Source organism: Lentibacillus sp. (genome assembly GCF_035301925.1).
Taxonomy (GTDB): Bacteria; Bacillota; Bacilli; order Bacillales; family Amphibacillaceae; genus Lentibacillus.
This window is the reverse complement of sequence record NZ_DATGTI010000082.1, coordinates 1-2,791: the sequence shown is the minus strand read 5'-3', so window position 1 is coordinate 2,791 and position 2,791 is coordinate 1. Positions and strand designations below refer to the sequence as shown.

Genomic DNA, 2,791 nt, shown 5'->3' with positions numbered 1-2,791 from the left:
CTCGAGTTTTGACCGCAGCAGGCATGCAATAGACGCTGGTGCACGAAATTTTGTCCATTTATTCAATGGAATGTCAGGGCTGCATCATCGGGAACCAGGAGTTGTGGGAGCAGCACTGACAGATGTACGTGGGTTTGCAGAGTTAATCTGTGACGGTCATCATGTCCATCCGGATGTAGCGGTACTTGCTGCCCGCACGAAAGGCGACAAATTATCATTGATAACAGATTGTATGCGCGCTGGCTTAATGCCCGATGGCAAATATCATCTGGGTGAATTTCCAGTTGTGATGAAAGATGGCATTGCAAGAACGGAAACAGGATCATTGGCCGGGAGTACGCTGAAACTTATCGATGGCGTAAAAAACTTACATGAGTGGAGTGGTAAGCCATTATACGAGATTTGGCACCGCGCTTCGTTGTCCCCAGCAGCGAGTCTTAACCATGATGATGAATTCGGCAGCATTGCTGAAGGGAAGATTGCTGATTATGTTGTAGTTGACAATAACATTCAGATAAAGGCTGTTGCAGTAGCCGGAGAGACAAAATATCGTAATGAATGAAAGTAAGCAGGTGAGAAAATGATCTTAACCATTACACTAAACCCCTCCGTTGACATCAGTTATAAGCTTGACGAACTGTCCCTTGATACGGTCAATCGTGTTGCCGATGTTTCAAAAACGGCAGGTGGTAAGGGATTAAACGTATCACGAGTTATCCAACAGCTCGATGAAAAAGTGGCTGCTTCAGGCTTTTTGGGCGGAAGTTTAGGGCAGTTTATCCGAAAGAGAATTTCCGAGCAGGGTATCGAGGATTTTTTTGTCAGCATTGATGGCGAAACGCGTAATTGTATCGCCGTAATCCACGAGGGACAGCAGACGGAGATTTTAGAAGCCGGCCCAACAATAAATGAAAAAGAGGCCGATGAATTTTTAAATAAATTTTCAGAGAACGTACAAAAGGTGGATTATGTTACAATTTCCGGCAGTTTGCCAAAGGGTCTGGAGAAGGATTTTTATGCACGGCTTGTGAAAATCGCTCATCAGCATGATACACCGGTATTGCTGGATACGAAAGGTGAATTGCTTCACCAAACGCTTGAAGGCGACAACAAACCTTATTTAATTAAACCAAATCAGGAAGAACTGGCTGATTTACTCGGGGAAAAAGTGACGGACGATACGCAGATTGTTTCTGCATTACAATCGCAACAGTTTTCCGGTGTTCCTTGGGTCGTTGTGACAACAGGATCATCCGGCGCTTTTGTAAAACATAATGAGGAAATATATCGCGTATCAACACCTAAAGTTGATGTGGTTAATCCGGTTGGTTCAGGTGACTCGGTCATCGCTGGGTTTGCAGTTGGTTTTTCACGCGGTTTGAGTGATGAAGAACTTGTAAAATACGCACTGACAATGGGCGTTCTCAATGCGATGGAAGCACAAACAGGATCGGTTAGTCCGGATAAGGTTGACTGGTGCAAAGACCAGATCCGTGTGGAAAGAATTTGATTTGGACAGGAGGACTCGTAAATGAAACTAACACCAGGAAAAAAACGCGGTTTGGAATTGATTTCTGATGATAATCACGTTGTCATAGCTACAGCCATGGATCAACGCGGCTCATTAGGCAAAATGATTCAATCATTCAATGATGACATTTCTTATGAAGATGGGTTAAGCCGATTCAAAGAAGGTGTCAGTGAAGTGCTTGGGAACCAGTCATCTTCCCTTTTGCTTGACCCGGAATACGGCTGGAGCGCTGCAAGCAAATTAAATGATGATATCGGATTAATTATGGCCTATGAAAAAACCGGGTACGATGCTTCAGAAAAGGGCCGTCTGCCGAATTTGGTTGACAACTATGCTGTGCAGGATTTGATCGAAAAAGGCGCAAGTGCACTGAAATTGCTCGTATATTATGATCACAAAGAAGAAGAAAAATATAATACGATCAAAAAAGCATTCATCAAGCGTGTCGGTGATGAATGCAAACAAAACGACCTGCTGTTCATATTGGAGCCTGTATCCTACAGTGCGGAGGGTTTAGGTTCAAAAAGTGCTGAATTCGCCAAGAAGAAACCTGAAATTGTCGAGTATTTTATGACCGAATTCTCCAAAGAAGAATACGGCATTGACCTGTTAAAAGTTGAAGTGCCAGTATCCATCTACAATATTGAAGGCTACGAGCAATATGATAATTATGAACCTGTATTCAGCAAGGAAGAAGCAGCAAATTTTTATCGTACATGCTCAGAAAAAAGCCAACTGCCATTCATTTATTTGAGTGGCGGCGTAACAAATGACCAATTCGTTGAAACACTCCATTTTGCCAAAGAAGCCGGTGCCAAATTCAGCGGCAGCTTGTGTGGACGGGCTATCTGGAAAGACGGTGTACAGCCATTTGCAGAAGAAGGAAAAGACGCTCAGTATCAGTGGCTCGAAACAACCGGATTGGAGAACTTAAATAAAGTGAAAAAAGCTATTAAGGAAACAGCAACACCATGGACAGGGTTTGAATAGAGGGGTCTGTCCCCCACCACGGTAATGCGTTAAAGTGGTGAGGGACAGACCCCCCTTACGTTAGATATAGTTCCTTAATGCATATGCCACACCGCTGTCATTGTGGTCTTTGGTAATGAAGGCTGCACGTTCCTTTACTTCCTGCTCAGCATTCTCCATTGCGATTCCTCTGCCTGCTATTTCAAACATAGAAATATCATTCAGATTATCCCCAATAGCAAAAGTATCTGCAAGCGGGACGTTAAAATAGTCTGCAATAAATTTGAGTGC

The 2,791-nt window shown here is 43.5% G+C and carries 4 protein-coding genes; 3 read left to right on the top strand and 1 reads right to left on the bottom strand.

Features of this window, described 5'->3' with window-relative positions:
• The 3 genes from VK080_RS07015 to VK080_RS07005 form a co-directional block, all read left to right on the top strand.
• On the top strand, positions 1-562 hold a 562-nt coding region (locus tag VK080_RS07015), incomplete at its 5' end, for an N-acetylglucosamine-6-phosphate deacetylase (protein ID WP_324224059.1).
• Between the two features lie 18 nt (positions 563-580).
• Complete coding sequence (gene pfkB / locus VK080_RS07010; protein WP_324224058.1) at positions 581-1,510, top strand: 1-phosphofructokinase; 930 nt, start codon at positions 581-583, stop codon at positions 1,508-1,510.
• Between the two features lie 21 nt (positions 1,511-1,531).
• Positions 1,532-2,521, top strand: a complete 990-nt coding sequence (locus tag VK080_RS07005) for a tagatose 1,6-diphosphate aldolase (protein ID WP_324224057.1) — start codon at positions 1,532-1,534, stop codon at positions 2,519-2,521.
• A 60-nt stretch (positions 2,522-2,581) separates the two neighbouring features.
• Here VK080_RS07005 and VK080_RS07000 read toward each other — a convergent pair.
• Positions 2,582-2,791 (bottom strand): HAD family hydrolase (locus VK080_RS07000; RefSeq protein WP_324224056.1); only part of this gene is annotated, 210 nt, incomplete at its 5' end.